At 37.9% G+C, this 23,535-nt stretch carries 23 protein-coding genes and 1 riboswitch; of the genes, 16 read left to right on the top strand and 7 right to left on the bottom strand.

The annotated features are described in order from the left end of the window. The first annotated feature begins 317 nt into the window (after nt 1-317). Nucleotides 318-920 carry a spore protease YyaC gene (gene yyaC, locus ACHUFV_RS27100; RefSeq protein WP_394239560.1) on the top strand — a complete coding sequence of 201 codons (603 nt, stop codon included), beginning with the start codon at nt 318-320 and terminating at the stop codon, nt 918-920. A 92-nt stretch (nt 921-1,012) separates the two neighbouring features. Here the strand turns inward: yyaC and ACHUFV_RS27095 are convergent, their stop codons facing one another. Next, nucleotides 1,013-1,687 (bottom strand): Crp/Fnr family transcriptional regulator, encoded by a 675-nt coding sequence (locus ACHUFV_RS27095; RefSeq protein WP_394239559.1) that lies wholly within the window; start codon nt 1,685-1,687, stop codon nt 1,013-1,015. Nucleotides 1,688-1,689: 2 nt separating this feature from the next. After that, nucleotides 1,690-2,013: an MGMT family protein gene (locus ACHUFV_RS27090; protein ID WP_394239558.1), complete on the bottom strand. Its 324-nt coding sequence runs from the start codon at nt 2,011-2,013 to the stop codon at nt 1,690-1,692. A 298-nt stretch (nt 2,014-2,311) separates the two neighbouring features. Between ACHUFV_RS27090 and ACHUFV_RS27085 the strand changes: the two genes are divergently transcribed. Both ACHUFV_RS27085 and ACHUFV_RS27080 read left to right on the top strand, forming a co-directional pair. Continuing rightward, nucleotides 2,312-2,698, top strand: coding sequence for a hypothetical protein (locus ACHUFV_RS27085; protein ID WP_394239557.1), 387 nt, complete (start codon nt 2,312-2,314; stop codon nt 2,696-2,698). 78 nt (nt 2,699-2,776) lie between these two features. Beyond that, nucleotides 2,777-2,863: riboswitch (cyclic di-GMP riboswitch) on the top strand. 289 nt (nt 2,864-3,152) lie between these two features. Continuing rightward, the gene (locus ACHUFV_RS27080; protein ID WP_394239556.1) at nt 3,153-3,437 is read left to right on the top strand and encodes a putative quinol monooxygenase; all 285 of its coding nucleotides are present in this window, start codon (nt 3,153-3,155) and stop codon (nt 3,435-3,437) included. A gap of 63 nt (nt 3,438-3,500) precedes the next feature. Here the strand turns inward: ACHUFV_RS27080 and ACHUFV_RS27075 are convergent, their stop codons facing one another. Further along, nucleotides 3,501-4,253: a hypothetical protein gene (locus ACHUFV_RS27075; RefSeq protein WP_394239555.1), complete on the bottom strand. Its 753-nt coding sequence runs from the start codon at nt 4,251-4,253 to the stop codon at nt 3,501-3,503. A gap of 301 nt (nt 4,254-4,554) precedes the next feature. On the opposite strand from ACHUFV_RS27075, the gene codY (ACHUFV_RS27070) reads away from it, so the two are divergent. After that, on the top strand, nt 4,555-5,349 hold the full coding sequence (codY, locus tag ACHUFV_RS27070) for a GTP-sensing pleiotropic transcriptional regulator CodY (RefSeq protein WP_394239554.1): 795 nt from the start codon (nt 4,555-4,557) through the stop codon (nt 5,347-5,349). 322 nt (nt 5,350-5,671) lie between these two features. After that, entirely contained in the window at nt 5,672-6,466 is a 795-nt protein-coding gene (gene codY, locus ACHUFV_RS27065; RefSeq protein ID WP_394239553.1) for a GTP-sensing pleiotropic transcriptional regulator CodY, read from the top strand. Between the two features lie 187 nt (nt 6,467-6,653). Here codY (ACHUFV_RS27065) and ACHUFV_RS27060 read toward each other — a convergent pair whose 3' ends face one another. From ACHUFV_RS27060 to ACHUFV_RS27050, 3 genes are all read right to left on the bottom strand, one after another. After that, nucleotides 6,654-7,631, bottom strand: coding sequence for an extracellular catalytic domain type 1 short-chain-length polyhydroxyalkanoate depolymerase (locus ACHUFV_RS27060; protein WP_394239552.1), 978 nt, complete (start codon nt 7,629-7,631; stop codon nt 6,654-6,656). A 235-nt stretch (nt 7,632-7,866) separates the two neighbouring features. Next, entirely contained in the window at nt 7,867-8,694 is an 828-nt protein-coding gene (locus tag ACHUFV_RS27055; protein WP_394239551.1) for an ABC transporter ATP-binding protein, read from the bottom strand. 224 nt (nt 8,695-8,918) lie between these two features. After that, a complete protein-coding gene (locus ACHUFV_RS27050) occupies nt 8,919-9,884 on the bottom strand; it encodes an ABC transporter substrate-binding protein (protein WP_394239550.1) in 966 nt (321 codons plus the stop codon). 110 nt (nt 9,885-9,994) lie between these two features. Between ACHUFV_RS27050 and ACHUFV_RS27045 the strand changes: the two genes are divergently transcribed. The 9 genes from ACHUFV_RS27045 (at nt 9,995) to ACHUFV_RS27005 (ending at nt 20,283) form a co-directional block, all read left to right on the top strand. Next, a complete protein-coding gene (locus tag ACHUFV_RS27045; RefSeq protein ID WP_394239549.1) occupies nt 9,995-11,008 on the top strand; it encodes a FecCD family ABC transporter permease in 1,014 nt (337 codons plus the stop codon). Further along, complete coding sequence (locus tag ACHUFV_RS27040) at nt 11,008-12,030, top strand: FecCD family ABC transporter permease (protein WP_394239548.1); 1,023 nt, start codon at nt 11,008-11,010, stop codon at nt 12,028-12,030. Before ACHUFV_RS27045 ends, ACHUFV_RS27040 begins: the two co-directional genes overlap by 1 nt. A gap of 31 nt (nt 12,031-12,061) precedes the next feature. After that, nucleotides 12,062-13,468, top strand: coding sequence for a M14 family zinc carboxypeptidase (locus ACHUFV_RS27035; protein WP_394239547.1), 1,407 nt, complete (start codon nt 12,062-12,064; stop codon nt 13,466-13,468). 56 nt (nt 13,469-13,524) lie between these two features. Continuing rightward, on the top strand, nt 13,525-14,163 hold the full coding sequence (locus tag ACHUFV_RS27030) for a pyridoxamine 5'-phosphate oxidase family protein (protein WP_394239546.1): 639 nt from the start codon (nt 13,525-13,527) through the stop codon (nt 14,161-14,163). 125 nt (nt 14,164-14,288) lie between these two features. Beyond that, a complete protein-coding gene (locus ACHUFV_RS27025) occupies nt 14,289-14,948 on the top strand; it encodes a glycosyltransferase (RefSeq protein ID WP_394239545.1) in 660 nt (219 codons plus the stop codon). Between the two features lie 185 nt (nt 14,949-15,133). Continuing rightward, nucleotides 15,134-16,378, top strand: coding sequence for a multidrug effflux MFS transporter (locus tag ACHUFV_RS27020; protein ID WP_394239544.1), 1,245 nt, complete (start codon nt 15,134-15,136; stop codon nt 16,376-16,378). 178 nt (nt 16,379-16,556) lie between these two features. Further along, nucleotides 16,557-19,319 carry a bifunctional diguanylate cyclase/phosphodiesterase gene (locus ACHUFV_RS27015; RefSeq protein WP_394239543.1) on the top strand — a complete coding sequence of 921 codons (2,763 nt, stop codon included), beginning with the start codon at nt 16,557-16,559 and terminating at the stop codon, nt 19,317-19,319. A 99-nt stretch (nt 19,320-19,418) separates the two neighbouring features. Next, complete coding sequence (locus ACHUFV_RS27010; protein WP_394239542.1) at nt 19,419-19,826, top strand: YugN-like family protein; 408 nt, start codon at nt 19,419-19,421, stop codon at nt 19,824-19,826. 37 nt (nt 19,827-19,863) lie between these two features. After that, a complete protein-coding gene (locus tag ACHUFV_RS27005) occupies nt 19,864-20,283 on the top strand; it encodes a pyridoxamine 5'-phosphate oxidase family protein (protein WP_394239541.1) in 420 nt (139 codons plus the stop codon). A 106-nt stretch (nt 20,284-20,389) separates the two neighbouring features. Here ACHUFV_RS27005 and ACHUFV_RS27000 read toward each other — a convergent pair whose 3' ends face one another. After that, on the bottom strand, nt 20,390-21,250 hold the full coding sequence (locus ACHUFV_RS27000; protein WP_394239540.1) for a pentapeptide repeat-containing protein: 861 nt from the start codon (nt 21,248-21,250) through the stop codon (nt 20,390-20,392). Nucleotides 21,251-21,789: 539 nt separating this feature from the next. On the opposite strand from ACHUFV_RS27000, the gene ACHUFV_RS26995 reads away from it, so the two are divergent. Both ACHUFV_RS26995 and ACHUFV_RS26990 read left to right on the top strand, forming a co-directional pair. Then, the gene (locus tag ACHUFV_RS26995) at nt 21,790-22,347 is read left to right on the top strand and encodes a copper resistance CopC family protein (protein ID WP_394239539.1); all 558 of its coding nucleotides are present in this window, start codon (nt 21,790-21,792) and stop codon (nt 22,345-22,347) included. Nucleotides 22,348-22,350: 3 nt separating this feature from the next. After that, nucleotides 22,351-23,442 carry a copper resistance D family protein gene (locus ACHUFV_RS26990; RefSeq protein WP_394239538.1) on the top strand — a complete coding sequence of 364 codons (1,092 nt, stop codon included), beginning with the start codon at nt 22,351-22,353 and terminating at the stop codon, nt 23,440-23,442. Nucleotides 23,443-23,535: the final 93 nt, after the last annotated feature.

The following is a 23,535-nucleotide window of genomic DNA, read 5'->3' as shown; positions in this document are numbered from 1 at the left end:
CGGGCGACCGCCGAGCCTCCTCGACACTTCGTGTCTGCGGGGTCTCGACTGTCTCGCTTCTCCCGCAGGACATTGAATAGCTTCCCTGAATCCGCCCACGCACGAGAAAATTCGATAGAATTTTCGAGGAGTCTTTGTGCCTTCCACTACAATCAACCTACTAACAAAAATTAACACTGTACATTAACACAGCAAATTATAATAAATGTAAATTTTAATGAGTTAGTTCTTGTCGAAATGCACTATTCTATTGTTAAATTAATAGTAAGAATAGTTAAATGATTTAGAAACCCCTACATAGAGGAGCTGGAGGAAGAATGAGTACCCTAAGTTATGAGACAAGAAAAGCTAGTGGAGTGGAAAGGATTATTCCCTATAATCATAAATTAGCCCCATTCTTCATAAGGGATCGCTTGTTTTCTTTAATACCAGAAGGAACCGAACATATTTATGTGGTGGGAATTGGTTCTAATAAAATAAATGGGGACAGCCTCGGTCCATTTGTCGGTACGCTATTGGAGGGGTTATATACAAACCACATAACCGTTTCAGGAACATTAAAATATCCTTTAGATGCAGCAACTCTTAAGTCTGAGCTAGCGCAGATATCCTTACCTGACAAGAGCTTTGTAGTTGCTATTGATAGTGTATTGGGCACTGAACAAACGTTAAATTCAATTATGGTTCGTGATGAGGCTTTACGTCCTGGAGCAGGCTTGGGAAACAATCTGCCGTTGGTTGGTGACTGCAGTGTGATGGGGGTCGTGTTGAAAAATGTCCCAACAGAAACTCGCTCGCTTTTTCTGACCGACCTGCATCTTATCTATACAATGGCAACGACCATTGCAAAAGGCATCTCGCTGACAGTTCGTCAATATTTTAACTATCCGTCCAATCAGCCGCTTTTGCTCTTAAGCTAAAAGTGTAACTAGGGTATTCTTATGAAAAGATAAAAAAGGGCTTTGCCGAACTCGGATCGGAAAGCCCTTTTTATTTTATTATATTGTCCTAATTAAGAAAGTAAATACTGCTTTAAGGAATTTTCATTATGGACCGTGATATTGTGGTATCCAAGGGAAATCCAGCCTTGTCTTTCAAATTGTTTGAGAATCTTGGTTGTTGTGACTCTTGCGATGCCTATTAGCTCCGATACTTCCTGATGAGTATAATCGATTGAATACTGTGGGTCATATTCTGTTTGTTTAAAATAAGTGCCCAATTGGACTAATATATGAGCGACCTTTTTGTCGGATGATAAAAACGCCATGCTATAAACCTGGATGGAGAGCAGGCGGATGGTTTGCGCCATTAAGGAATACAGCTCGATCATTAAGCTTGGATTAAGGGTCATATATGAGAGCAGCCGGTCTATATTAACCGTTAACAATTCCACATCTGTCACAGTGCTGGCTGAAGTTAATCGGGGAGTATGGCTGAGATGTGAGGCATCACCAAAAATCATATTCGGTCCTAATAATTTCAAGGTGATTTCATTGCCTTCTGTTGAAGTAAGAAAAAGTCGGACACGACCTGATTTGATTAAATAAAACTCACTGGCTGCATCATCTTGAAAATAGATCATTTCCCCTTTTCGATACTTTTGTACTGTACCAACCTTTTCAATTGCGTTGTACAGATTGGAGCCTTTTTCTACCGTCATCGTTTGATGAATTTTTGTACTATCCAAGTTTAGCCTCTCCTATGTTCTTGATCATCATGCCTGTACTGCTTCAAATTAATTCGATGATGTTCGTCTACAATAATTCCTTCTTTTTTAAGAAGTGACATTTGTAGGTAGTGTGTTTCTTCATCTTTGATGGCAATTTCACCTTTTGCGTTCACCACTCTATGCCACGGCAGCATATGAGAATCGCTCATGGAATGGAGAATTCGTACAACCTGCCTGGCTCCTCTTGGACTTCCTGCTAGGGCTGCAATTTGACCATATGTCATTATTTTACCATACGGAATGGATCTGATGATTGCAATCGCCCTTTCGGTAAATGGGTGCATACTCAGCCTCTTTTCTACTAATTATACAATGTCTCCAGTAAAACTTTTAAGTAACCTTACTATACGAAAATCTATTCACTCATACAAGTGGATCGTTCACGAAAGCAAGTAATCATTCAGGTGTGCATATCATGGCAGGTATACTCATGGTTTTCTGGACTTTTTTTGGAATCGCTCTATTGAACTGGTATAATACTAAATAGGCTTAGTATATTGAATGGAGAATCAATTATTAAATAAATGTATTATGTTTGGTAGGCCGTGAACATATTTTATAGATGACAAGGGAGAAAAAACAATGCAAAAGCTATTATTTCACACAACGAATCCAGACGAACTGGGAGCGTATTTCTTTGGAGAACAGCTAGTAGATTTTCCGAAATATTTAACGTTTCTGATGAATTTTCTTGATAAGAATAACGAGCAAGTCCAATTTCTTCAGGCCTTTGTGCACGTTGAATCTAAGGAAGAAGAAACGGACGAGGTATTGACCGTTGAAACCGTATTTTATAATGGAGATAAAACAAAAATCATCCGTATCTGGGGTGCCAAGGATATCCAAAGCGATGTTGCATTATTGGTTACGAAGGAGTTTATTAATCCTGACACAAAACAAACAGAGGAAGAATATATCGTCATCGAACATGATGAAGAATTCTACCATGAAGAGAAGCCGGAAAAATAATCGCGGTCAGTGAGAAGGCTTTATTGTGTTTTAAGAATGTTTCAATAAAATACCAACCATCCAGCTCCTTTATGGTATGATAATAAAGGGCAAATTTTACGAAAGTAAAAGACGCAAAGCCACGGGCCTAAAGCATGGACATGCCACGGCAGCCGGGTTGCAATGAAGTTAATAATTGAGAACTCACTTTTCTAATTTGCCTAATACATACTAAGAAGGGTGAATATGTTTTTACCAACTATTTATAGTACAAAAGATCATTTAGTACATGTTGTCAAGGATGAACAAATCTGCATATGTAAATTCCCGTACCATTATTTTTATACGAAAAATAAACAGGATTTTAAAAAAATTAAATTCAAGCATGTGCAGGAGGTAACCTGTCCTCAATGTAAAACGGGAATTAAGTAAAAGATCAATACATAGCTAAATAATTAGTAAAGTAGGTAATGAAATGACTCAAATTATTGTTACTGCTGTATTGAAATCAAAAGAGGGTTATGAGGAACAGCTGTTAGCTGAACTAAAAAAGGTACAAAAGGGTTCAACGGAGGAAGCAGGTTGTATCCAATACACCATTCATCAATCTATTGAAGACCAGACGTTTGTTTTATATGAAATTTGGAAGGATTTACAGGCAGTTGAAATCCATAATGAAACAGTGCATTATCAAGAATATCGCAAGAATACAGCTGATTTAGTTGCAGCGAAAACAGTTTACAGGCTGAAGGAATTGTAAATTGTAAATGGTATTTTATTGAGAGGACGTTTCATCCAGGGATGATGAGTCCTCTTTTTTTTATTAATCGATTGGTTTGTGCTTTTCACGCTTTTTATCGTTTAACAGTGTAAATTCCAAAGGCTGCTCAGACCCATTCATTAGCTTGTAAACATAGGAAGAAGTCAGTTTATATCCATTTTCTAATTTACTTGCTATATAATTTGTTCGTTCGAAAATAATCGAGCGGATATGATTCAATTGCCGAGAGATTTTCTCTGTTAATGCTTCCTGCTTATCAAGCCGCTTCAAAACATCCCTTTGAAAATCCTCTTGCTTTACGGTTGTTTCTTTATGAAGTGTAAGCTGCTCATTTACCTTTAAGGATAGCTGTTGAATGGCAGCCTCATTTTTTTCTAGCCGGGCAGCCATTTCCTGATCCGATTCAAGCACACTATTCATTTGCTCTCGAATAGAATGATTCATTTGACTTCCACTGTCAATACTTTCCTGCAGATATCCATTTTTTTCATTCAATGCCTGCAGTGATTGAATCATTTCATGTTCAAAATCCTCATGATGGTAATAGCTTCTTTTAAGATCATGGATTTGTTTCTTTATATGATTACTCTGTGTCATCATCGTTCTTTGGAGTTTATTGTAGCGTGGTTTCATTTCTTCAATTGATTTTCTCAATTCCCTGTTCACTTTTTGCTGCTCCTGTAGCATAACGGAAATGGAATTACACCTGACCATTTCTTGATTCGGTTCCTTTGGTGAATCATTATTTTTATAGATAGAAGGATGATTATCATGGTGATTGATAAATAATCCCATCCTCCTTTCACCCCCTCAACCTGTGATTTCGATATCTTATGTGTAAAAAGTGGGATAAGTGTCAGGATGAAGTTGATAAAAGCTGCAAATTATTTTGTTAGCATATTGAAAATTAATAAAATATTCACATTTACCTAAAAAGTTGTGACTTTTATCATCAATCCAATTTATCAATTGATTTAAAATTGGTTTTATAACAAAGGACATAATTCATAACAAATTCATCAGATGGTGATTATATTTAACTATTAATACTGGTGGATAATAAATGAATGATTGTCATTTAGGAGGAAATTATCATATGAATTTATTATCCAAAACAAGAAAAATTAATTCTTTATTACAATCAACAGCTGGAAAGACTGTGAATTTTAATGAAATGTCAAGTACACTATGTGATGTTATGAATGCAAATATATATATTGTAGGACTCAAAGGAAATCTTCTAGGGTTTGCTGTTTATCAGGATATTGAAAATGAACGTCTAAAGCAAATCCTTCTATCTAATCAATTTCCTGTAACCTATACGGATACTATCTTGGAAATTCAAGAAACTTCATCAAATCTTGATATACAAAGTGAATACTCTGTTTTTCCAGAAGAAAACAAGTCGTTATTTAACAATGGTTTTACAACAATTGTTCCCATTATCGGTGGCGGAGAGCGATTAGGCTCATTAATTTTAGCAAGAACCGAAAATCCATTTGAAAATGATGATTTAATCCTGGCAGAATACGGTTCAACCGTTGTCGGAATGGAAATTCTTCGTGAAAAAACAGAAGAAATTGCAGTTGAAGCCCGGAGTAAGGCAATAGTTCAAATGGCCATCAATTCATTATCCTACAGTGAGCAGGAAGCGATTGAACATATCTTTGAGGAACTAAACGGTAAAGAGGGACTATTAGTGGCATCCAGGATTGCAGACCGAGTCAAAATTACTCGCTCCGTTATTGTCAACGCACTCCGTAAGCTAGAGAGTGCTGGTGTGATTGAATCTCGATCACTAGGAATGAAAGGGACACATATTCGCGTATTAAATGATAAATTTCTGCCTGCACTGGAAAAATTAAAGGCTAGCAGCAGCCGATTGGCTTAATTTAAAAAAGAGGATGATTCGTTTATCAATAGAAACGGAGATGTCAGAAACGGTCAATATTGTTAAATATTCACTCAATAATTTTTGCTTAAAAAATAATAATTAATAAAATATTCACATTTACACGAAAAACTGTGACTTTTATCATTAGTTGAATATATTAAATGAATTAAAATTGATTTATGTTTTCATATAGATTCAATTGAAGGGAAGTAATTATTTTTATTAATCTACTTTGCAATTAATAGATCGTAACTATTTCACATACTTTGGGATAAGATAAATACAAAATTTAACAGGAATATAATCGGGGGAAAATACAATGAACTTATTATCTAAAACAAGACAAATCAATGCTTTATTACAAACAACTGCAGGAAAATCTGTTAATTTCAAGGAAATGTCTGATACATTAAGTGAAATTATTCAAGCTAATACATTTATTATCAGTTTAAAAGGAAAATTGTTAGGGTTTTCAATTAATCAAGAAATTGAGAATGAGCGAATTAAACAAATGTTAGAAGATCGACGTTTTCCAGAGGAGTATACAAAGAATTTATTGAACATCAAAGAAACATCTTCAAACCTTGATGTGGATAATAGTCATTCAGTATTCCCGGTGGAAAATAAAGATTTATTCAAAAATGCAGTGACAACGATTGTCCCAATTATTGGCGGGGGAGAACGAATTGGAACGTTAATCATTGGCAGAATCGAAACTCCATTTGAAGATGATGATTTAATCCTAGCAGAGTATGGTGCAACCGTAGTAGGCATGGAAATTCTGCGCGGACAAGCCGAAGAGCTTGCAGTTGAAGCACGCAGGAAAGCAATTGTTCAAATGGCCATTAATTCACTTTCTTACAGCGAGCAGGAAGCAGTTGAACATATCTTTGATGAGCTTCAAGGAAAAGAAGGATTATTGGTTGCATCAAGAGTGGCGGACCGTGTGAAGATTACTCGCTCAGTGATTGTCAACGCACTTCGTAAATTAGAGAGTGCCGGTGTTATTGAATCACGTTCTTTAGGGATGAAAGGAACTCATATTAAAGTACTAAATGACGAATTCTTAGTTGCACTTGATAAGCTAAAAACAAACAAATTCCGTTTAGCATAATAGTAAAAAGGATCTTCCACTAAATCGGGAGATCCTTTTTTTAGAAGACTACGTGTAAATGTATGATAATAGGTGTTTCTAGCAGAAATCAGCGATAACAGTGCAGGGCACCATCCACTAATGGGATGGTGTCCTGCACTATTATTCTAATATGAAATTTTATCAAAGCGTAGAAGAAAAACCATTGCTATGTGACGAAGGTACCTTTGAAAAAATCCCAAATGATGGATGATGCATCTGGACCGAGCGGGTCAGTAAATTTACCAGATTTATTTCCCCCTGACCACACATGTTCCATATCGTGTATCAAGTACAATTCAATGGCAGGTAATTCGTTATTATCGGAATAGCTATGCTGAGAATATCGTCTGCCATTATTCATTGTTTCGATTTTTACAGAGGCAGGTGCGGTATTCACATGGCCTTTACTGCCATCAAAGAGAAAATGTGCCTGATTCCATTGAATGATAATCTGATTCGCATTTTTAGGATGGACGGTTAAATCATTTGTACCGTGAAAAACAATCAGTGGAATTCTTCTTTTTATGCAGGTTTCGCTATATGCCTTTTGCATTTCGAGAAAGGCATTCATGCCACATTTATAGGGGTCTCTTACCCCGTTTCTCATGACCATTTCAGCCGCTATATTCCAAGGATCCTTCCATAAATTTGTATTCGCCGCATCATATGGTAATCCGGAACATACAGCAATGCCGCTAAACAGATCAGGATAAGTTACACCTAAGATACTGGCCATTGCTCCGCCAGAGGAAAAGCCAGCTGCAAAAACCTTCGTCCAATCAATAGACAAGCTGTCTTTTTTTAGTTTCTTTTCTGCATCACGCATTAGGTTAACAATGCTTTTAGGCAGTCCTTCTCCACGATGTTGGTTTTCATCTAAGAACCAGTTCCAGCATCCGGCGGGATTCGATTTATGAGGGTCTAAAAATAGAGGATTATAGATTCGTTTCATCGTCGGGTAAAGGACGATGAAATGTTCTTTTTCAGCAAGTTGATTCATGTTGGTTTCTTCAGCAAATTGATCAGGATCCTGGTCACATCCATGAAGCATGACGACCATTGGCAGACTTTCGTTTGTGGGACCACTCGGAACATAAAGCTTATAAAAGAATCCTTCATGCAAAAAGTCTTTAAAGTTTCCCATCTTTGCTCTCCTTAAATATCTAACTTTTCTCCAAAAGCTTTGCATCAAGGGAGTAAATTTTTTTTTGTGAGGATAGAATCAATTGGTGTCCTTATAATCTATGAAGTAAAGCCCACAATTGCCACAGTTTTTTGAATTCGTTTGCATAGAATCTTTAGGGGAAGAACTATTATAGAGAAAAAGAAAAAGTCTTAATTAAAATAGCTGCATGATAAATATCTTGCAGCTATTTTAATTAAGACAGCTTGGCTGTTGCTTTAGAATGTTGTGAATGCAGTGAGCGGCCTTTTCCGTGTGGTATACACATGGGTGTTCCAAAAATAGGATCGCAGGAAATATTGCATTTCATTTGAAAGACATCGTGGACTAATTCGCTCGTAATAATGTCCTCCGGCTTTCCTTGAGCATAGATTTTTTTCTCTTTAATTGCCACTATATGATGGGCATATCTGCTGGCAAGGTTTAAGTCATGTAATACCATGACAATTGTATGTTTGTGTTTTTCATTTAAATCGAACAATAAATCTAAAATTTCAATTTGATGTGTCATATCTAAATAGGTAGTAGGTTCATCTAATAGGATAATATCCGTGTTTTGTGCTAACGTTAATGCAATCCATGCACGCTGCCGCTGGCCGCCGGATAATGAATCAACCGTTCGATCCTTTAAGCTTAGAATATTCGTTGCTTTCAGTGCTTCAATAACGGCGTCTTCATCTGCTTTAGACCAAGGTTTGATTAGTCCACGGTAGGGGTGTCTCCCTTGCTTTACCAGTTCATAAACGGTTAATCCTTCGGGTGTTGAAGGGCTTTGTGGTAATATAGCAAGCTTTTGCGCGACATCCTTCGTTTTCATCTTTGCAATGTCCTGTCCATTTAAAAGAATACTACCATTTTGTGGCTTAAGGAGACGAGCTAATGAGCGCAGTAGTGTAGATTTTCCGCAGCCGTTCCCGCCGATGAAAACAGTGATTTCACCTTTCGGAATCTCTATTTCTAGATTATCAATTATAATGGTTTCCCCATAACCAAGTGTTAAGCCCTTTGCTGATAAGGATTGCATTGGAATCTCTCCTCTACGTCGTGCATAAAAACAGCCTGTTCATATTTACTATTCCCAATATATTTACCATTATTGTATTTCCTTTTAATCTAATAGTCAATGATAATCATTTTCATTAAAAAAATAGACACATTCTTTCGTGCTTTAATGTGGTGGGGGACTGTCCCCCACCACATTAAAGCACGAAAAGCTACTTCCTATTTGGAAGCAGCTTTGTATAGTAATTATTTTACTAGAGTTTTCACTAGGTCATCAATTGTTTTTTTGGAGGCTAGCAGGCCTTTGTTTGTCCAGTTACTTGCATCGTTTAGGATGTGGACATTTCCATTTTGAGCGGCAGGGGTACTTTGCCATACAGCACTATTGTTTAGTGTTTCAATTCCCTGCTCGCCTTCTAAAGCTAATAGGAAAACATGATCTGCATCAAGCTCTGAAAGTTTTTCAACAGAAAGAGGATTCCATTGGGAGCTTTCAGCGTCTCCAAGTTCTTTTATAAGTGTTGGTTGATTGATACCTAGCTCGTTGTATACCACATCGGCACTGTGACGGTTGTTTTCAAATAAGAAGAATTGATTGCCGACTACCCAGATAGCAGCAACTGTTTCGTCTCCAATTGCTCCTTTTATTTGTTCCTTTGCCTTTGTAACCTTTGCTTCATAATCACTTAATGCCTTTTTAGCAGCATCTTCTTTACCAAGGATCTTTCCAAAGGTTTCAATTTGTTTCCGCCAATCTGCTTGCGTTTCTTCTGTCATCACGTATGTTGTGGCAATTTTATTATATTCTTCGTATGATCCTTCATAGCCGTCCATATTATTTTCTAAAATAAGAAGTTCAGGCTCGTGGTCAAGTACTTGCTCTAATGGGAGATTCCATTCAATGCTTGGTACATCTTTTAAATCTTTTTCTAAGTAAGTTTGAACTGTTTCACCAATCGCCCATTTCGCAACAGGAGTAACACCTAAGGCTAATAGCGCATCTTCATGGAAAGGAGCCATTATTCTTTCTACACCAGAAGGGATGGTCACATCACCCATTGCAGATTCGACTGTTACTTCTGAAGTATCTTTCGAGTTCTCTTTCTCTGATTCAGTTGTTTCGTCACTATTTTTTCCGCATGCAGAGATAATCATCAGTAATCCGAAAATTATACTGAAAAATAGTAAACGAAATTTTTTAATAGAGTTCATATGTATTTCTCCTTTATGTTATAATTTCTATGTTAATGATAATCATTTTCATTTACTAAGTCAATTCACAACTATACGATTAACAACAAAAGTAGAAACAGGAGAGAGCAATGCTATCATTTATTAATCATTCGAGCCCAATAAAAATTATCCTTAATATTGCTGCGATTATTTTATTGATTTTTTCTCTTGGTCTGTCTGTCTCATATGGAACAACAGATATTGAGCTTGCGACTGTCTGGCAGGCAGTCTTTCATTTCAATCCTGATCTTACCTCACATCAAGTGATTCAAGAGCTGCGCTTGCCCCGCGCTTTCTCTGCAGCATTAGTGGGAGCCTTTTTAGCTGTATCAGGTGCCATTATGCAAGGGATGACAAGAAATCCTTTGGCATCGCCTTCTGTAATGGGGGTGACAGATGGAGCTGCGTTTGCTCTAGTCCTCGTAATGGCGTTAGTACCCGGCATTTCAGGAACAGGAATAACGTTATCTTCCTTTATCGGGGCAGGTCTTGCCGTCGGACTTATCTTTATGATTGGATCATTTTCAAACGGCGGATTAACACCCGTGAAGCTAGCTTTAGCAGGTGTTGCAATTGGGACACTGTTACGATCCATCACGTCAGTCATCGCTTTTCATTTTAATTTGGAAAAAGAATTAGGATTTTGGATTGCAGGTGGACTGGACGGAGCCAATTGGAGTTCTGTGAAAGTTCTCTTATTTTCAGGAATCATTGGATTACTGGTGTCCTTCTTTATCTCAAAATCGATTACCGTTCTAAGCTTGGGTGAAGATATGGCCATCGGCTTAGGGCAGAATAATCTTATTATAAAAGGTCTAGGAATTTTCGCGATCCTCATTTTGACAGGTGCAGCGGTTTCTGTTGCTGGTGCGGTTGGATTTGTTGGGCTTATTGTTCCACATATCACTCGATTTATCATGGGGACCGACTATCGCTGGATTATTCCTTCATCGGCTATCATGGGGGCACTTTTACTTGTTCTGTCTGATATTATTTCGAGACTGGTTAATGCCCCGTTTGAGACACCAGTTGGCGCGATTACATCCCTTATCGGAGTTCCTTTCTTCCTTTACTTAGCACGAGGCAGCGGGGGTGGAAAATAATGAATACAGCTGTAGTGAAGAAAAAGAAAAAGTTCATCTCGATCCTTGTACTATTGATCATCATGATCCTGATCATGTTCTTTGTAAGTTTGAGTACAGGGGTCATTACGATTACACCGGGAGAGGTTATACGAACCATTTTTAATAATGGAACGCCTAAGCAGGAATTAATCCTATTTGAGTTCCGTTTACCGGGAATTGTGTTAGCTTTGTTAATTGGTGCAGGCCTAGCTGTATCTGGAGTTATCCTGCAGGCGATTACCCAGAATGAGCTTGCGGACCCTGGAATTTTGGGTATTAATACAGGTGCAGGCCTAGCTGTTGTCCTATTTATTTTCTTTTTTCAAGGGGAATTTGCAACGGCGAGTTCAATGTCTATTTTTCTGATGCCTTTTGCTGCCCTAGTGGGAGCCATTGGTGCTGCCGTGCTTATTTATGTTTTAGCTTGGAAAAATGGAGTAAACCCAATCAGGCTTGTACTAGTGGGGATTGGTGTAAATGCAGGCTTCGGTGCATTTTTGACTATTTTTCAACTAAAAATGGATCCCCAGGATTTCAGACAGGCGACGGTTTGGTTGACAGGGGATATATGGAATGCCAATTGGACCTTCGTAGGTGCTTTAGTACCTTGGATTTTGATTCTCATTCCAATTGCTTTATCGAAGGCGCATGTACTGAACGTATTACACCTTGGTGACGATCTGGCGAGCGGTCTTGGTACAAGTGTGGAAAGAGAAAGACAGGTTCTATTGTTGATTGCTGTGGCACTAGCCGGAGCTTCTGTCGCTGCAGGCGGCGGAATTGCTTTTTTAGGCTTAGTTGTCCCGCATATTGCGAGAAAATTAATGGGGCCGCTGCATCAATATATTATCCCACTATCAACACTAATCGGTGCCTTATTGTTAATGGTATCAGATACGATTGGAAAGAATGTATTGGCACCTAGTGAAATTCCAGTGGGCATTGTTGTAGCAATTTTAAGTGCTCCTTATTTTATCTATCTACTAATAAAGGCAAAGTGACAAACTATGCTGTTGAAAGGACATTCTATATATGGATATTCAAGGTGTTGTTAACAAGGTTCCAGATTATAAGGTCTTTCTGACCGTTGATGAAATGGATAGGAGTACAAAAGAGCTCGCAAAAGAATTTCCTGAAATTGTGACTGTTTTTGAAGCAGGGATTTCGAGAAATGGACACTCGATATTATGTATGAAAATTGGGGACGGGCCAAAGAATGCACTATGCTTTGCCTGCCCGCATCCCAATGAACCAATTGGAGCTATGACAATGGAGTACTTTTCTCGAGAGCTTGCAGAAAATGATCAACTGCGTGAAAAGTTAGGTTTCACATGGTACATCATTAAATGCATTGATCCGGACGGTGTTCGACTTAATGAAAAATGGTTTAAGGGACCATTCAATTTATTTAATTATACGAAAAACTACTTCAGGCCAATTGGCTATGAGCAGGTGGAATGGACATTTCCGATTGATTATAAGGAATTACACTTCCATGACCCACTTCCCGAAACCCAGGCCTTAATGAAGTTAATTGACGAAACGAAACCCGAATTTATGTATTCTCTACATAATGCCGGATTTGGAGGAGCCTATTGGTATCTTTCACATGACCTACCTGAATTATATGATGCGTTACGACATTCAGCTTTGAAACAGGATATTCCATTGAGTTTAGGAGAACCTGAGGAGCCGTTTATTACAAAGCTGTCGCCGGCTGTTTTTAAGAGTATGAGCATTAAAGATGCTTATGATTTTACGGAAAAATTTACCGGTGAGGCTCCTGACATTAAAAATGGTACGTCCAGTGCAGACTATGCGCTCTCAAAAGCAGATTGTGTCACTCTTCTTGCAGAGCTGCCATATTTCTATGATTCCAGAATACAGGATATGAGCGAAGGCGAACTTACTAGAAAAGAAGCCATACTAAAGAATGTTGAACTGGGAAAAGCGCATTTCAGTCTTTTACAAGACTTGCTAAATGACGTTCGTCCATATATATCAGAAGGTAACCCATTTGTGAAGCTTGTCGATGAAGTTATTACATATGTATTAGAGGGCAGCGAAGCGAAGATTAAATGGGCAAACAGCCAGCCGGAATTTGAAAAACGTGCCAAAGTATCGGAAATCTTTGATAACCTACAGACGGCAAAGTTTTATCATGGACTGTATCTAGGTCTATCGGTTCGTACGATTGAATTTGAAATCGAACGACTTCAGCAAGAGGAAGCTGATAATAAAGCAGCCTTGTCAAAGCTCAATAAAGCACTTGAGAAAGGAACAAACCAACTAAAAGACTACTGCCAGCAACTAGAAAAAGAACTAAACTACTCTGTCATCCCAATACAAAAACTAGTTCGAATCCAAATAGAAAGCGGTCTAATCGTAGCCCAACATATCAGGAAGCAGAGGGACGGTTCTCTTGCTTCCAAAAAGTGAATTTAGGAAGCAAAAGAACCGTCCCCATGCTTCCTTAGAAAAGGAGTGGAGTTATTTTGGAACGAGTGATTCCTTATGAGGACAAAATAGAGTCGGAGGAAGAATTACGATCGATTATTGGTTATCCGAGTGAGCTTGTGAAGCGAAAGGTGATTACTCATTTAGATGATCACTGTAAGGATTTTATCTCGCATTCACCGTTTTTGGTTATTTCTACTTCAGATGATGCGGGCTATTGTGATGTTTCTCCCCGCGGTGATATGCCGGGATTTGTAGTGGTATTGGATGAAAAGCATCTCGTAATCCCAGAGCGGCCGGGTAATAAAAGAAGCGATACGCTTAGAAATATTCTATCAAATTCTAAGGCTGGTTTATTATTTTTAATACCTGGCTTAGGGGAGACCTTGAGAGTAAATGGGAAAGCATCATTGGTAAAGGATGAACAGTTACTTGATAGAATGGCTGTTAAAGGCAAGAAGCCTTTGCTTGGCATTTGTATCGAGGTAGAAGAGTGTTTTATCCATTGCGCGAAGGCCATTATTCGCTCAGGGCTGTGGAAACCTGAATCATGGAGCGATAAGGCGTTACTACCCAATGCTTCGAAGATTCTAGCCGATCATGTAAAGCTCCCTGGTGCAACTGCAGAATCGATAGAGAGTAGTTTGGAAGAAGATTATAAGACTGAGCTTTATTAAAAAAGTAAAAACTTTGTCCTTTATTCATTGTTATACAAAGGGACAAAGTTTTTTTATTTGAAGCATAAGAAAATCGAAGGAACGAATACTATATCTGTTAAAAAACAGGTAAAGGAGAAAAAAGCTTGAAAAAATGGTTCGTTTCACTCATATTTGTTATGCTATTCTCAAGTTTACATCCTTCTGCTATGGTTAAGGTTAAGGTTAATGCGGAGGAAACGAAAGGTTCGAATGAAACTTGTGTTAACGATGCCGTATTAAGATTGTATTATGATATGCAGGAGCTTTGGATTGAGCATGCCTGGTGGACGAGGAGTTTTATTATCAGTAATATTGGAGAGTTAGAAGATAAACAGGACGTTTTAGACAGACTGTTACAAAACAAAACTGATATGGGGAATCTCATCAAGCCGTATTATGGGGCAAAAGCTGGAAATAAGCTGACAGAGTTATTAAAAGAACATATTTTGATAGCCGGGAAGATTATCGATGCGGCTAAAGTAAAGGATCAAAATAGTGTAGAGAAATATAATAAAGAATGGTTTCGGAACGCGGATACAATTGTTGAATTTTTAACAAAGGCAAACCCGAATTGGTCTAAAGAAGAATTGACAGATATGTTCTATACTCATTTAAGATATACAACAGATGAGGTAACGGCAAGGCTGAATAAGGATTGGAAAGGTGATATTCGTCTCGCGGATTTAAATGAAGAGCATTTAATTCATATGGCAAGAATATTAGCGGATGGAATCATCAAGCAATTTCCTGAAAAGTTTAAATAAGAAACAGGCGATGCCTCAAAAAGGTATCGCCTGTTTCTTATTCCTGCTATTTTCTTGTTCACGAATCAAAGCATTTACACAGCCAAATGTTAAAGAGTCATAGTCTACAAATCATATATCTTGCTTTCCCAATAGTATCCATTATATTCTGTTACATACAGACTAACTAGAGGATGGTAGGAAACATGAGTGAAAGTAATGCGCTAACAGTTAAAATAACTCGAACAAAGAGGCTGCAGATGGCGTTGGTACTTGGTTCCTTTGCCGCCATTGGACCGTTATCGCTTGATATGTATCTTCCTTCATTGCCTGCGCTTAGTGAAGATCTGCAAAGCAGTACTTCTGTAGCACAGTTAAGTATAACAGCCTGTTTACTCGGAATGGCGATTGGACAGCTGATATTGGGACCGCTTAGTGATCAAAAGGGAAGACGCAGACCATTAATACTCTCTTTGGTTATTTATTGTCTTTCATCCATTCTTTGTGCAAGTGCTCCTACTGTATGGGTGCTTATCCTTCTGCGATTCATACAAGGCTTGTCAGGGGCAGGAGGAATGGTGATTTCACGAGCAATTGTGCGGGATTTATATTCGGGAGTCGAGCTAACGAAGTTCTTTTCACTGTTAATGCTGATTAATGGAGCGGCACCGATTCTTGCACCGGTCATAGGCGGACAACTGCTGCAATTTACATCATGGCGGGGAATATTTATTGTATTAGGGATTCTAAGTTTATTCATGATTACAATGGCATTCTTTGCAGTAAAAGAAACACTAGCTCCTGAAAATCGCAGTAATGGCGGAATCAAGGCCACCTTACGTACGTTTAAACTGCTTTTGCATGATCGGGTTTTCATGGGTTATGTGTTTACGCAAGGGTTTGTAAGTGCTTCAATGTTTGCTTATATTTCCGGATCTCCCTTTGTGGTTCAGAAAATTTTTGGCGCATCAGCACAGACGTTCAGCTTTATCTTTGCCATAAATGGAATCGGAATTATTATTGCGAGTCAGGTAACCGGAAGGCTTGCAGGTAAAGTAAAGGAAACTAAGATGCTGATGGTGGGTTTGGGAATCGCTATATCAGGTGGTTTTCTGCTTAACTTGATGCTTACTTTAGGTGCTGGTTTATCAGGTATTTTACCAGCATTATTTTTAGTCGTATCAAGTGTTGGAGTGGTATCAACCACCTGTTTTGCGCTTGCTATGCAAAGCCAAGGGAAGACGGCGGGCAGTGCATCTGCTCTATTAGGATTGATGCCCTTTATTTTAGGCTCGATTATGGCGCCGCTTGTAGGTATTGGAAATGGTCAGTCAGCATGGCCGATGGGGATTATTATTATTACCTGTGAATTGATTGCTGTTATGTCCTATTTATTTGTTGCCAGAAGAGGCAGTCAATTGGCAGAGCGGACCGTAAAAAATCTGAGCTAATAATGAGATCGCAAAAATTGACAAGGTATTATTCTTTGAAGATGATTATGTAAGCAGGGGGACGGTTCTATTGCTTCTATGGAAGCAATAGAACCGTCCCCCTGCTTTTTTTCATATAACCATATAATTTGGGGATAATTTAATATAGCTCTATTTTGTTAGGAGAGGGCGTGTGTGAATGAGTGAGTTTTATAATCCTTTTCTTGTGTTGCTTTCTGTTTTTATCGGTGTCTTTTCAACGTATACCGCTTTTATTTTGGCAGAGAGGATGTCTGAAAAGAAGCGGTTGAATAAGGCCGGTTGGATATATATCATCTCCATTATTTTTGGGATGGGTTTTTTTTCAATGCATTTTATGGGCGTGATGGCTGAAAGAAACCATCCAGAGTATACATATGACCCTGTTTTACTTTGTTTATCGTTAATTTCGGTGGTGATGGCCTCCTTTTTTGCTTTTTCTATGTTATTTTTAACAGCTGTTTCGAAAACAAAAATCATTCTGAGCAGTTTTATTATGGGACTCGGTCTGAGCTCCTTTCACTATATTGCAACACTAGCGATGCGACAGGCTGTCATCATTCATATAACTTCCTTTTCCTTTTTACTATCCATCGTTATTTCGATCCTTTTTTCGTTTATCAGTCTTACTATTCTCTTACAAATTAAACAGGATAGAAAAATGTATCGCTTTAAGTATGTCATTTCGTCGATCCTATTAGGTTCAACTAAATTCATGATCCACGTTATCGGAACGAAATCCTCTTCGATACTACCTAATCACACTCCTGACTCAAATGGGATCGAACTTTTTGGGCTTGCGCTTTATACTTCCATCTTTACCCTTCTGCTTATGGTATTTGCCATCTGTTTGGCCTTTTTTGATTACCGTCAGCTAGCATCAGAAAGAAGGTTACTTCAGAAAATTAAAGAAAGTGAAGAACATTACAGAAGACTGGTGGAAAATTCTCCGGAAGCAATGATTGTTCATGATGGAGAAAAAATTATCTTTGTTAACGAAAGATGTCTTGAAGCAGTCAGAGCGACGGATAAGAATGTACTAATCGGAAAGCAGATAATGAATTTTGTCCTCCCTGAATATAGAGACACAGTCAAAAGCCGCTTGCAAATGTTTAGTGAGGGAGAGATTGTAAAATCAGCTGAAATTAAAATTATGACATTAGATGGAGCAACTATTGATGTTGAAATAAGTGGAATAGGTATACTTTATGATCATAGGCCCGCCATTCAAATTATTTTACGAGACATTACCGAACGAAAAAAAGTCAGAAGAGAATTAGAAATTAACAGGCAGCGGTTTCAATCTTTATTTGTGCATAACCCAGATGGTGTTTATTCTTTGGACCGAAGGGGGTTTTTTAGAGAAATCAATCCATTTGGTACAAGATTGCTTGGGTATTCAAAGGAAGAATTATTGAGCATGCCATTTAAACGGATTATTGATCCTAAGGATCTAAATAAAGCAACAGAAATGTTTAGTAAAACGTTGGAAGGTCAGCCACAAAACGATGAAATCCACGTTATTCATAAAAGCGGGGAAAGAATTCCTATTTATATAACTGAGATTCCTATCATTGTAGATAATGAAATTTTAGGTGTTTACGGAATTGCGAAAGATATTAGCAAGGATAAAGATGCGCAAAAAAGGATGAAGGAATTGGCCTATAATGACCAATTAACACAGCTTCCGAACAGAACCTGGTTTTACAAGGAATTGGAACATGTAATAAAGAAAGCGAAGGAAAAAAAATCTTTTGTTGCGCTGCTTCTAATTGACTTTGATAATTTCAAAAATATAAATGATACATTAGGACATCATACAGGTGACCTCTTTCTAAAGAAGGTTGCGGCACGGTTAAAGGATTCAATCAGAAAGGAAGATATGATTGCGAGAATGGGCGGGGATGAATTTATCCTTGTCCAAGAAAATGTAACGGAAGAAGAAGTCAAGAGAATGGCAGAATTTATATTAGACAAAATGAGCAAACCTATTCTCATTAATGGCCATGAAATTGTGACTACAATGAGTATTGGAATCAGCTTGTTGAATGCATGCACCAGCGATTTCGAAACACTCCTGACGCATGCTGATTTTGCCATGTACGCAGCGAAGGAAAAAGGGAAAAATAATTATCAATTCTTCACAGATGATTTAAATGAAAAGGTAATTCGGAAACACCAATTAGAAAAAGCATTGAGTGTAGCAATTGATAATCATGAGTTCAGGCTCTATTACCAGCCGCAAATTGATATACAAACAGGTCATTTGGTAGGACTAGAAGCGTTGCTTCGCTGGAATCCGTCATTTGGATTTGTTTCACCTGCTGAGTTTATTCCAGTTGCTGAAGAAACAGGCTTGATTGTTCCAATAGGCGAATGGGTCATTAGAGAAGCGTGCCGACAAGTAGTGAAATGGGAAAAACAAGGATATCCAAAGGTAAGAGTTTCTGTGAATGCATCAGCAAGGCAATTTAGAGACATTGATTTTGCAAAGAAGGTCTTAGAGATAGTGGATGAAGAGAAAATGAATCCTCATTATCTAGAGATTGAAATAACAGAAACGGTCATGTTAAATGTAAAAGATTCACAATCAATCATCAAGGAATTGAAAAAAAACGGTATTAAAATCGCCATTGATGACTTTGGAACAGGTTATTCTTCTCTGAATATCATTTCTACAATTGAGTTTGATACGTTAAAAATCGATAAATCCTTGATTGACGATATTCATAATAGCCGCAGAATGTTTATTTTAAATGCCGTATTATCTGCATCAAAGGGAGGGGAAATGCAAATTGTGATTGAAGGGATTGAAACCCAAGAACAGCTCGAATACCTCAAACAATTCCAGGTTATTGGGCAAGGTTATTACTTTGATCGTCCGTCTCCTCCTGGAGCACTTGAAAAGTATTGGAAGCATTAGGTAATGTTCGTATTGAAAAATGAATAGGCTAGATTCTTTATGTACTAACTCTGTGTTTTAAGGAAATGCTAAGAAAAAGGGTTTGAAAGGGGTATGACGATGATTGATTTACCTTCTAGAATAGAGGGCAAGGTATTTGATATGTATGAGCTTGAGCTTGCCTTGAAGCCATACGGATTTTCAGTCGGGGGAAACTGGGAATATGATCATGGATACTTTGACTGTAAGATAGGGGAAGAGGCAGGCTACCAGTTTTTAAGGGTGCCGTTTAAGGCAGTTAACGGTCAATTAGATGCAAGGGGCTGCAGAGTCAAGGTGGGAAGACCATTTTTATTGTCCCACAAATATCAAATTGGCTTGGATGACCACGCACATAACGGAAATACTTCCGCTGCCTTCAATCAATTTAGCGAGCCAGCTGATAAAGATGCAGAGCTTTCGGATCCACCGCTTTATTTAGGAATGACCATGATTCAAAAAATAGAAGCAGCGTTGTTGAATGAATAATTCTTGCTGAAAATCGATAGAAAAGGAGTGTCAGGATTTGAATAAGGACTTGAAACAGAAAGCATTAGAGATTATTTCTAATCATCGAACAGGTATTTTAGCTAATGTAGAAAATAAGAAACCTCATGTACGTTATATGACATTTTTCAATAAGGATTTAACACTTTTTACACCAACAAAATTGGACACAGAGAAAGTAGATGAAATAGAGAAGAATCCTTCTGCATCTGTTTTGTTAGGCTACGAGGAGAAAGGATTAAGTGATAGTTATATTGAGGTATCCGGAACGAGCCGAATTAATCAATCGCAAGAGTTGAAGCAGCAATTTTGGGATGATTCCTTTTCTAAGTGGTTCTCTGGTCCAGAAGATTCCAATTATGTGTTACTTGAAATTCAGCCTGAAACCATTCGAATTTTAAACAATGAAGGTGGAGAAGCGCAGGAGTTTCAAGTATAAATAATCAAGGATTCTGTTATATCCAATTTGGAAGAAACAGAATCCCGGTGTACATAATTCTCCAAAAGTAATACCATGGAAAACTCTGAAGTGAGACAATTATTAATTAACGAGGCCAGTGTGTTGGATGCTTAAGTTTAGGCGGTAATTTCGTACGAGAATTACCCTTTGCGGAATTGAGCTGATCCTGAGTAAGAAAAATGCTGTCGGTCAAATCGGCACCACTTAGATTCGCATCGCGGAAATCAGCACCAATTAGATCTGAATATCGTAAATCCGCTTCTCTTAAATCAGCGGCAATGAGGAGTGCACCTCTTAGGTTGGCCCCTTTTAGGTCTGCATTTTTTAGATTGGCACCGATTAAATCAGCACCTCTTCCATATGTGTTCCGACGTTTTTTTGTATGCTTATGCTTTTGTAACGCTTCGGCACGTACAAGTTCACTCGTGCGTAAAAGTAATGTGTTTACCTCTGCGCGATGCTCCGGTATGTCTAGTTCCATAAGTGCTGCAGGTTCAAGAAGGGTAAGACCTTCTGTCTTTTCAAGTGCTTGATGAAGATCATGATGAATGGATTTTGTTATGTCACTTGATAAAGCTTCAGAAAGATACCACAGCATTTCATGAAGCTGCTGCACGATGGGAAATACCTCAAACATATTCCTCGCTGTTTCCGGCTTTTCTCGCCAGTCCTCACCATGAAAGGTAACCTGTGATACTTTTTGACCTGCACCAAAGCATTCATAAACTGCACAGCCTCGAAAACCTTTCTCGCGGAGGTTTTGATGAATATGGCAGCGGAAATCTGCTTGTAAATTAGAGCAGGGTGTTCCACCATCTTTATTTACTGCGAAGTCTGCAGACGCAGCAAATGGCAGTGCAACGCAGCATAGACCAAAACAGTTTTCACAATCGGCATGTAATGTGTCGCGACTATTGTCGCATAGGGAATGGGATGAATTTGACAATACGTGCACTTCCTTTTTTTCTTAAACTCATTATTTTCATTTTTTCATACTATCACGGTCTTATTTTGATATCAATTAGTGGCTCAGCTATTCATGCTATAATATCCTTATTATACATAGAATAAGGAGGAAATTAATTGTGATTTCCAAGAAACTATGGAGCAAGACGAAGATATGGGCAGGTTTTATTACCATTCTATCTCTACTATTATTACTAGGGTCTATTATTCATAGATCGAATCTAGATAGTACACAATATACACAATCTTTATTGGCTCCAATTTTAATTATGACGATGCTGTTGTTAATACTATGTCACTTCATTAACTATGCTACGATATTTATATTCATTTTTTCTAAGGCTTGGAAGAAAATCCTCATTCTTTTATGCGTTGAAATGGTCACAGGGATCATCTTTTTTATTTCGATATTTGTCGATTCATCAACTTTTATCTTTATGACATAATACATAAAGCTTTGAGTGTATGTACAGCCTTTGATACAATATAACAATTAATACTATTTGGAGGTTATTTATAGTGAAAAAGATATTGTTTATAACATTGATCCTCTCCCTATTATTCGTTCAGAATGCATTCGCGCATACAGGGTTAGAAAGTTCCTTCCCGCAGGATGGAGCTGTATTAACAGAAGAAGTTAAAACGATTACACTAACATTTGAGTCAAAAATTGAGCAGGGCAGTACATTTGAGCTTAAAAATTCAGCAGGAGAATCAATTCCTGTTGAAAACATCCTATTATCTGAAAATCAGGTCACGGGAAATATCATGAATTCTTTAGAAAATGGAGAATACCAAGTAAATTGGAGCATAATCGGTGCTGACGGTCATCCGATTGATGGAGTTGTATCATTTACGGTAGAAGTACCAGTCTCTGAAACACAGGTTGAACAAGATAGCGAAGAAATAGAGCAGGAAGGAACAGCAGAAGACGTAAAGCTTCAAGAAAAGGTTGAAGATAATAGCCAAGAAACCGAGCAAACGAAAAGCTCCTCTACTATTATCCCCGTACTTATCGGTATTTTGGCAGTTATTATTGTCGTAAGCTTTGTCTGGATTACGAAAAGGAAGAAATAGATTATGCTACTTATTGGCACTCTTACTCAGGCATTGTTATATCTTTGTTTATCCATTTTAGTGGGTACCTTTATTTTTTCACTAATACCAAGTAAGAATAAACCAGAAATTCTTGTACCAAAATGGATGCTGTTGTTGGCAATAGGTGGAATCGGTATTTTTTCTTTTTATCCGGTATGGCAATTAATCTTATATTTGAAACAGAATATTGGGTTATCCTTTTCCTTGCTTCAATCTGTTTTGCTTACATTTGAGGTAGGAAAAGCTTGGCTAGTGACGTATTTGCTTGCTACCGTCCTTTTTTTATATGTGATTTGGGTCGATTATCGAAAAAAACCCTTATACGCATATATTGGATTAAGCTTGGCGATTTTCATCATTCTTGCTATGGGCTGGTCCAGTCATGCCAGTACCTATGACCCTGTTATTGGGTTTACAAGCCATTCGCTGCACTTAGCTGCTGTCAGTGTTTGGGTAGGGATTCTTTTTGTTGTCAGCTGGTTTTCAAGCAATCATGAGAACTGGATCCGTTTCTTAAAATGGTTTTCACCTGTAGCAATTATATGCTTTATGAGTACCATCATTACAGGACTAATGCTTATGTCCTTTGTGGTTGAATACAAGGATTATCTCGATTCCTGGATGCTTCCTTATGGTCAGTCCCTGTTAATTAAACATCTGTTAATCATTTCATTGCTCGTATTTGCAATGGTTAACAGTGTGTTGGTAAAAAAGAAATTACTGAAGAACGCCCATTTTAATCCAAGGCCATGGGCAAAATTAGAGAGCATTATTATTTTATTTATTTTTTCAGCAACAGCTGCCATGGGCCAACAGGCTCCACCGCATGAAACGGTTGTAACGGAGGAAGACGCGTCCACTTTGTTTAAAATGCTATATCAGGACTTTCAGCCAAGCATGACGGTACAGCTTGAACTGACCCCTGTTAGTATTTCGTTATTTGTAGTAGCTGTTCTTTTTATCGGCTTATTAATTATGTCATTTATTAAAAAAACACCTGCATTCTTTTCATTTCTAATAAGTGCTTTCTTGTTTGTTTGTTTATATCTTTCAGTTATCTATAGCATTCGATAATTCCATTATAAAAGACAAAGAGGCTGGGACAAAACCCCCTTCTGAAATGAAAAAGCCTGTGAAATTTTACGAAGAGTAAAATTTCACAGGCTT

This window comes from Niallia oryzisoli (genome assembly GCF_043641075.1).
Classification (GTDB): Bacteria; Bacillota; Bacilli; order Bacillales; family Cytobacillaceae; genus Bacillus_BD; species Bacillus_BD oryzisoli_A.
The sequence above is the reverse complement of the archived record's forward strand: the minus strand, read 5'-3'. Positions and strand labels throughout refer to the sequence as shown.

What these genes read in the sequence shown, in the direction of transcription:
- yyaC (WP_394239560.1), top strand. Translation starts at nt 318, where the DNA reads ATGAGTACCCTAAGTTATGAGACAAGAAAAGCTAGTGGAGTGGAAAGG.
- ACHUFV_RS27090 (WP_394239558.1), bottom strand. Translation starts at nt 2,013, where the DNA reads ATGCACCCATTTACCGAAAGGGCGATTGCAATCATCAGATCCATTCCG.
- ACHUFV_RS27085 (WP_394239557.1), top strand. Translation starts at nt 2,312, where the DNA reads ATGCAAAAGCTATTATTTCACACAACGAATCCAGACGAACTGGGAGCG.
- ACHUFV_RS27080 (WP_394239556.1), top strand. Translation starts at nt 3,153, where the DNA reads ATGACTCAAATTATTGTTACTGCTGTATTGAAATCAAAAGAGGGTTAT.
- ACHUFV_RS27075 (WP_394239555.1), bottom strand. Translation starts at nt 4,253, where the DNA reads ATGGGATTATTTATCAATCACCATGATAATCATCCTTCTATCTATAAA.
- codY (WP_394239554.1), top strand. Translation starts at nt 4,555, where the DNA reads ATGAATTTATTATCCAAAACAAGAAAAATTAATTCTTTATTACAATCA.
- codY (WP_394239553.1), top strand. Translation starts at nt 5,672, where the DNA reads ATGAACTTATTATCTAAAACAAGACAAATCAATGCTTTATTACAAACA.
- ACHUFV_RS27060 (WP_394239552.1), bottom strand. Translation starts at nt 7,631, where the DNA reads ATGGGAAACTTTAAAGACTTTTTGCATGAAGGATTCTTTTATAAGCTT.
- ACHUFV_RS27055 (WP_394239551.1), bottom strand. Translation starts at nt 8,694, where the DNA reads ATGCAATCCTTATCAGCAAAGGGCTTAACACTTGGTTATGGGGAAACC.
- ACHUFV_RS27050 (WP_394239550.1), bottom strand. Translation starts at nt 9,884, where the DNA reads ATGAACTCTATTAAAAAATTTCGTTTACTATTTTTCAGTATAATTTTC.
- ACHUFV_RS27045 (WP_394239549.1), top strand. Translation starts at nt 9,995, where the DNA reads ATGCTATCATTTATTAATCATTCGAGCCCAATAAAAATTATCCTTAAT.
- ACHUFV_RS27040 (WP_394239548.1), top strand. Translation starts at nt 11,008, where the DNA reads ATGAATACAGCTGTAGTGAAGAAAAAGAAAAAGTTCATCTCGATCCTT.
- ACHUFV_RS27035 (WP_394239547.1), top strand. Translation starts at nt 12,062, where the DNA reads ATGGATATTCAAGGTGTTGTTAACAAGGTTCCAGATTATAAGGTCTTT.
- ACHUFV_RS27020 (WP_394239544.1), top strand. Translation starts at nt 15,134, where the DNA reads ATGAGTGAAAGTAATGCGCTAACAGTTAAAATAACTCGAACAAAGAGG.
- ACHUFV_RS27015 (WP_394239543.1), top strand. Translation starts at nt 16,557, where the DNA reads ATGAGTGAGTTTTATAATCCTTTTCTTGTGTTGCTTTCTGTTTTTATC.
- ACHUFV_RS27010 (WP_394239542.1), top strand. Translation starts at nt 19,419, where the DNA reads ATGATTGATTTACCTTCTAGAATAGAGGGCAAGGTATTTGATATGTAT.
- ACHUFV_RS26990 (WP_394239538.1), top strand. Translation starts at nt 22,351, where the DNA reads ATGCTACTTATTGGCACTCTTACTCAGGCATTGTTATATCTTTGTTTA.